Annotated in this window: 7 protein-coding genes; 5 read left to right on the top strand and 2 right to left on the bottom strand. The window is 63.8% G+C overall.

Features of this window, described 5'->3' with window-relative positions; genetic code table 11:
- Positions 1 to 121: 121 nt before the first annotated feature.
- A complete protein-coding gene (locus tag CIC12_RS12090) occupies positions 122 to 1,297 on the top strand; it encodes an oxamate carbamoyltransferase subunit AllG family protein (protein ID WP_168664340.1) in 1,176 nt (391 codons plus the stop codon).
- A 140-nt stretch (positions 1,298 to 1,437) separates the two neighbouring features.
- Here CIC12_RS12090 and CIC12_RS12085 read toward each other — a convergent pair whose 3' ends face one another.
- A complete protein-coding gene (locus tag CIC12_RS12085) occupies positions 1,438 to 1,986 on the bottom strand; it encodes a MarR family winged helix-turn-helix transcriptional regulator (protein ID WP_168664339.1) in 549 nt (182 codons plus the stop codon).
- A gap of 40 nt (positions 1,987 to 2,026) precedes the next feature.
- Positions 2,027 to 2,653 carry a DUF1989 domain-containing protein gene (locus CIC12_RS12080; RefSeq protein ID WP_168664338.1) on the bottom strand — a complete coding sequence of 209 codons (627 nt, stop codon included), beginning with the start codon at positions 2,651 to 2,653 and terminating at the stop codon, positions 2,027 to 2,029.
- A gap of 432 nt (positions 2,654 to 3,085) precedes the next feature.
- On the opposite strand from CIC12_RS12080, the gene CIC12_RS12075 reads away from it, so the two are divergent.
- Genes CIC12_RS12075 through CIC12_RS12060 form a run of 4 tightly spaced genes read left to right on the top strand, consistent with a single transcriptional unit; the run spans position 3,086 to position 6,131 of the window.
- Positions 3,086 to 3,967, top strand: a complete 882-nt coding sequence (locus tag CIC12_RS12075; RefSeq protein ID WP_168664337.1) for a transporter substrate-binding domain-containing protein — start codon at positions 3,086 to 3,088, stop codon at positions 3,965 to 3,967.
- 21 nt (positions 3,968 to 3,988) lie between these two features.
- Positions 3,989 to 4,633 carry an amino acid ABC transporter permease gene (locus tag CIC12_RS12070; protein WP_168664336.1) on the top strand — a complete coding sequence of 215 codons (645 nt, stop codon included), beginning with the start codon at positions 3,989 to 3,991 and terminating at the stop codon, positions 4,631 to 4,633.
- Entirely contained in the window at positions 4,630 to 5,289 is a 660-nt protein-coding gene (locus tag CIC12_RS12065; protein WP_168664335.1) for an amino acid ABC transporter permease, read from the top strand. The genes CIC12_RS12070 and CIC12_RS12065 overlap by 4 nt, the downstream gene beginning before the upstream one ends.
- Before the next feature lie 8 nt (positions 5,290 to 5,297).
- Positions 5,298 to 6,131: an amino acid ABC transporter ATP-binding protein gene (locus tag CIC12_RS12060; protein WP_168664345.1), complete on the top strand. Its 834-nt coding sequence runs from the start codon at positions 5,298 to 5,300 to the stop codon at positions 6,129 to 6,131.
- Positions 6,132 to 6,201 lie beyond the last annotated feature (70 nt).

The raw sequence follows: 6,201 nt of genomic DNA, 5'->3' as shown, positions 1-6,201 counted from the left end.
CCCCCGAGCCGGTGCTTCATCGTGCGAACCCGCCTGCCGCCGCACCGCTGAATCTCGGCAACATGTTCTGGAAAATTTTGTGGTCGCGTCTATGCGGCGTGTTCGGCTTCGGGGCACGCCGATGACCTCGCTGGCCAACGATGCCGCCCTGCAACGCCTGTATGCCGTCCGCCCGCAATGGCGCGCCGTTCGCCGCGCACGCGACGCCGTCGGTTTGCCCGATTTCACGTTGCTGCATGCAGGGCCGCCCTACGTGGACCCATGCCAGCCGCCTGCGCCGGTATTGTCCTCGGCGGTGCTGTGCTGCCTGTACGAAGGCTGGGCGACGAGCGAGCAGGACGCCGAGCGGCTGATTGCCAGCGGCCGCGTGACGCTCGTTCCGGCGCAATCGTACGGCGTGGTGACGCCGCTTGCCGCCGTGATTTCCGGCAGCACGGCGCTGGTCGAAGTTGCCGATCAAACAGGCGCTGCATGGTCGCTACTGGGCAGCGGCGCGGGGCCGCAACTGCGCTTCGGCTCACGCGACCCCGCCATTCTCGAACGCATGACATGGCGCGACACGGTGCTCGCGCCAGTGCTCAGCCACGCGCTGTCGGGCGAGCACGTCGACCTGATTGCCCTCGCCCGCCACGGCCTCGACAACGGCGACGATCTGCATGCCCGCACCACGGCCGCGAGCGCGGCGCTTTACGCGTTACTGTCGCCCCGGCTAGCGGATGCGTCGGTCCATGCGATGCTCCAGCACACGCCGCTCTTCTTTCTCACGCTCTGGATGGCGGCCTGTTGCCTGATGACCTCGGCGGCCGCGCAGGGTGCGGAGTCTGCATCGACGCTAGTCGTCGCGCTCGCGGGTAATGGCGTCGATGTCGGCATCCGGCTGGCGGGTCGCCCATCGCACTGGACCGCCGCACGCGCGGCCGCGCCGCAAGGACCGCGCATGAATCCCGCACTCGACGTAGCCGCCGCGCCGCTGACCGGCGATAGCGGCGTGATCGACGCCGCCGGCTTCGGCGCGCAGGCGCTCATGCACGCGCCCGAACCAGCGACCGCATTCGCGCCGTGGCTGTCTCCCGGATGGCAGCCCGAGCAGGCCCAGTTGTACGCGGGGACACACCCGGCCTTTGCCGAGCTCCACGCCGGCCTCGATGCCGCGCGCGTGATCCTGCATGGCGTCGCACCGCTCGCGGCAATTGCGATGGTCGGTGCGGACGGCCGCGCGGGACTGCTCGGCCGAGGGCTCTTCGCCGCGCACGTCGGCCTGTTTGCCGCGGCGCTCGAGGACCTCAAGGACGCATGACGCGCGCGAATCGCTCGCAGCGGGATTGAACGGGCGCGTTCGTCGCGCTGCCTTTTTCAATCGCACCGAAAGACGGGACACTCACAAGCGCGGTTCGCGCGGCGGTATCAACGCGGCAAGCACCCTGTGAAACAGCGACGTTACGCGTCTTCGTCACTCTTTTTCGCGCCACCTCCGACGGGTGTTCTGCTGCGATCGTTATTCGTTTCGACGAGCAAGGCCAGATACGCCATGAAGCGCTTGCGATCGGCCGGTGCTAGCGCGGCGAGCGTTCGCTCATGCGCGCGCGCGACGCCTTCTTCGAGACGCCCTAGCAACGCCCGCCCCACATCGGTGAGTTCCGCCACCTTCTTGCGCTTATCGGTTTTCGATACGCGGCGTTGAATGAAGCGCCGCTCGACCAGCCGTCCGATCACATCGGCCGTATTCGCACGATCGAGCCCGACCGCACGCGACAGTGCGATCTGCTCGGACGGCCCCATCTGTTCGAGCGCGGTGAGAATGCTGTACTGCACGGGCGTGATGCCCTCCGGCGCACACTCTTCGACGAACAGTGCGACATGAATCTGATGCAGCCGGCGGATCAGAAAGCCGGGGCGCGCGTCGAGTGCGGTATGACGCCAGTCCTTGAGCGTGTCGTCGCTCCCGGGCTCCCTGGCAGATTTTTCTTTTTTCGGGCTCACGGCCATGAAGTGCTCTAGTCGGTTGCTGGGTTGGGCGTGCGGAGGATCAGGCGCGCCAAACCGTTACCTCGATCGGCGTAGGCCTGAAGCCCGATGAAGGATTGTTCTGCTGCGGACAGTTCGACAGCATCGCGATCACCGGCATCTCCGCGCGCAGCACCACGTAATCCCCCGCTTTCGACGAACCCGGCGCGATTTCGACTTCGCCTTGCTCGCCGACCGTCACGCGCATGAAGAAGTTGATGTTCGAGACGATCTCGGACGGACCGAGCGACCATTTCGCCAACTCGTGCACGAAGTTATGGCGGCAGCTGAGCGTGTTGTGCACGCCATAGCGCAGCAGATCCATCTCGTGGCTGCAGCAGCCTGCCAGGGTGTCGTGAAATCCGCACGTGTCTTCGAGCACCGAGAACATTTTCCGAGCCCGATCGGAATAGATCGTCGAGCCCTTGCTCACATACAACGAGCGGTTGAGCTTGACCGTGTTCGGCACGTTCAGCCGGTCAAGCGGCATCTCACTGCCATAGCATAGGAAATCGACTGCCTGCTGACCTTCCAGATCGACGATACGCAACTGGTCGCCGGTTTCGAGCCTTTTCGACCAGCGGCCGCCCGGCTCGATGACTTCGCGTGAAGCGGGTTCCCGCGTTGCGAGTTCGTTGTGCTGTTCCATTGCGTCAAGGCTCCTTGTTGGGCGCGCAGATCCGACATTGTCCACAATTCGTCAGCACACATCGTATCAGCAAAATAAACGCATGCCGCGTTATCTGGCGGTCCACTTCCGGTGCGTCTCCACTGCACGACATGCCCCGCTCGCACAGCACCTCACACGGTCCAAAAAAGTGCATCGATGGCGCTTTCCATGGGCTTTCGGTCTTGGTTTGGTGCGTTCGCCGCCCGCTGCCGGCGCATCTCGGCGAGCACGGAACCGCGCGCGCCCGAGTCAACGGGCGTCCCACCGACTGGCATGCAATTTGCAATTAAACGCAAACTTGTAAGTGTGCATACAAATTTCGCTTCGCACATGAACGAGGGGCCGTCCGGCCAGCCAAGCGCACTCTCCGCGCGACAACCGCGTCACACCAGCTAAAAAGAGGGGTACTCAATGTCGTCTCTCATCATCCAGCGCGCCGAAGCGGGCGCTACCCGCCGTTGCGGCCTCCGCCGTCTCGCGCGCACCTCGTTGCGTACGCTGTTCGCGATCGCCGCGTTTGCAGGTGCCGCGCACGTCGCGAGTGCGGCTAGCGCGGATGAAATCAAGTCGCGTGGCTATATTTCGGTGGCGACCGAAGACGATTTCAAGCCGTTCGAATTCGTGGACAACGGCACGCCCACCGGCTACGACAACGAAATGCTCGCGCTCGTGAAGAAGAAACTGCCCGTGCAGATTCGCCAGCAGATCATGCCGTGGTCAGGCATCCTGCCCGGCGTGACAACCGGCAAATACGACATGGCGGTGACCGCAGTGCTCGTCACGCCGGAACGCAAAGGCACGTTCGACTTCACCGCGCCGCTCGCGGAATCGACAACGTTCTACGTGGTCAAGAAGGGCTCGCCGATCAAATCGGCTGACGATCTGGTCGGCAAGATCATCGGCGTGCAGACCGGCAGCGCGATGCTGGCCGACGTGAAGGCATTCGACGAACAGCTGAAAAAAACCCACGGCGGCAAGGGCCTCAAGCAGATCGTCGAGTATCAGTCGTACCCGGAGATCTATCAGGATCTCGCGCTCGGCCGGCTCGACGTCGCGGCGAATACGCAGATCAACCTGAATTCGCTGATCAGGACGCGCCCCGATACGTTCGTGATCGGCGAGAAGATCGGCAGCCCGGTGTATATCGCATGGGCAGTCAAGAAGGGTGACACGGCCGTGCTGCAAATGGTGAACGGCGTGCTGCTCGATCTGCGCAAGAGCGGCGAGATGTATCAGATGCAGAAGAAGTGGTTTGGCGCGAGCTTCGAATCGATGCCGCAATCCATTAACTGATCCCGCAGCCGAGCCCGCCCGATGACCGCTTACGACTACTGGAGCATTACACAGGGTGCGCTGGCGACCATATCGCTATCGCTCATCAGCATCGTACTCGGCGTGCCGATCGGGCTCGGGCTCGCACTGATCCGCTGGGCGAAAGTGCCGGTGCTCGACCGCATCGTCTATTCGTACGTGAGCATCGTGCGCTCGTGCCCGACCGTCACGCTGACCTTGCTGGTGTTCTTCGCGCTGCCGCAACTCGGACTGTCGCTCGATCCGGTTCCCGCTGCGATCGCCGCGTTGACCATCAGCACATCGGCGTTCAACTGCGAGATCTGGCGCAGTGCGTTCGTCGAGTTTCCACGCGACCAGTACGATGCGGCGCTGTCATTCGCGATGCCCCGCTTCACGCGCATCCGGCGCATCGTCTTGCCACAGGTCTATCGCGCGAGCCTGCCCGGACTCGTCAACGAAATGACGCTGCAGATCAAGTCGACGCCCGCCGTCGCGGTGATCGGAATCGTCGAGATCACACGCGCCGCGCTGCGGGTCGGCTCGAATACCTATGAGCCGCTGCCTCCCTTCATTTTCGCGCTCGTGCTGTACGGCCTGATCGTGTTCGCGCTGATCCGGTTAAAACGCATGGTCGAGAAACGTCTTCGCACCGGAGGCCTCGCTTGATCGCCAACTTTCTGATCATCTGGCAGCAGCGCGACGCCGTACTCGCGGGGCTGCTCAACACGGTGATCCTGCTCGCCGTTTCGGGCGTCGCGTCGCTCGTGCTCGGCGCGCTGCTCATGCCGATGCTAATGTCGCAGAACAAGGCCGTGAGCCGCGTGGCCGCCGTCTATGTCGACGCGATGCGCTGCGCGCCGTTCCTGCTGTTCGTCTACCTGATCTACTTTGGCCTGCCGACGCTCGGCATCCGCATGTCGAACTGGTCCGCGGGCGCTCTCGCGCTGATTCTTTACAACGCGGCCTACATGGGCGAGCTGTTGCGCGGCGCATGGGTCGAACTGCCCGCGTCGCTGATCGAATCCGGCAAGGCGTTCGGCTTTCGCGGCTTCACCCTCCTGCGGCGCATCATCCTGCCGCCCGTCATGCTGCGCGCGACGCCGCTCGTGGGCAACCAGCTGATCCAGATCGTCAAGGACAGTGCGTTCCTGACGGTCATCGCGGTCAGTGAACTGACGCATGAAATGACGGGCATCCAGGCCACTTACTTCATTCCGTTCGCGGCCTTCGTCGCGGCGGTTCTCCTTTACTGGTGCATCTGCCTCGCAATCGAAGCAGGCACCGGCATGCTGAACAAATTCGCCGAGGAGCGTCGAGCGTGACTCCTGCCATGCCTTTAACCCTGCCGCAAACCGGACCGGCCGACGCCGTGACCTCGCGCGCCAACGTGCTGAATCTCGTCGGCATCTCGAAGTCGTTCGGCGACAATCAGGTGCTGCGCGATGTGTCGCTGAAGGTCGCCCAAGGCGAGACGGTCTGCCTGCTTGGCCCGTCCGGCTGCGGCAAGTCGACCCTGCTACGCTGCATCAACTGGCTCGAAGTGCCCGACGCGGGCAGCGTGCATGTGTCAGGCCAGCGCATGGGCGTGCGCGACAACACGCGTATCCGCATGAGCGACGCCGACCTCGCGAAAATCCGCGCGCGGATCGGCATGGTCTTTCAGCATTTCGCACTATGGCCGCATCTGAGCGTGATCGACAATGTGATGGAGGCGCCGCTGCACGTGCTCAAACGCGATCGTGCAACGGTGCGGGCGGAAGCAATCGAACTGCTCGATCGCGTGGGCCTCGCCGACAAGCATGACCAGTTTCCGTCGCGCCTGTCGGGCGGGCAGAAACAACGCGTCGGCATTGCACGCGCGCTCGCGATGAAGCCCGATGTGCTGCTATTCGACGAGCCAACCAGCGCGCTCGATCCGATGCTGGTCGGCGAAGTGCTCAGCGTGATGCGCTCGCTCGCGAACGAAGGCGCGACGATGGTGATCGTCACGCACGAAATGGAGTTCGCGCGCCAGGTCGCCGATCGCATCGTGTTCATGGATGGCGGGCAGGTTGTCGAAACCGCGCCGCCGCAGCAGTTTTTCGGCAGCCCGGAGTCGCTGCGCGCACGGCAGTTTCTTGCCCGCTTTCATAGCCACGGCGGCGCGGGTATCCCCGCTGGCTAGGTAGTCGATAAACGGCCTCGGTACTCCGAAGAACAACACAGCGGACGACCACGCGCCCGCCGTGTCCGGC

Origin of the sequence: Paraburkholderia sp. SG-MS1 (assembly GCF_012275575.1) — a bacterium.
Lineage (GTDB): Bacteria > Pseudomonadota > Gammaproteobacteria > Burkholderiales > Burkholderiaceae > Paraburkholderia.
The sequence above is the reverse complement of the archived record's forward strand: the minus strand, read 5'-3'. Positions and strand labels throughout refer to the sequence as shown.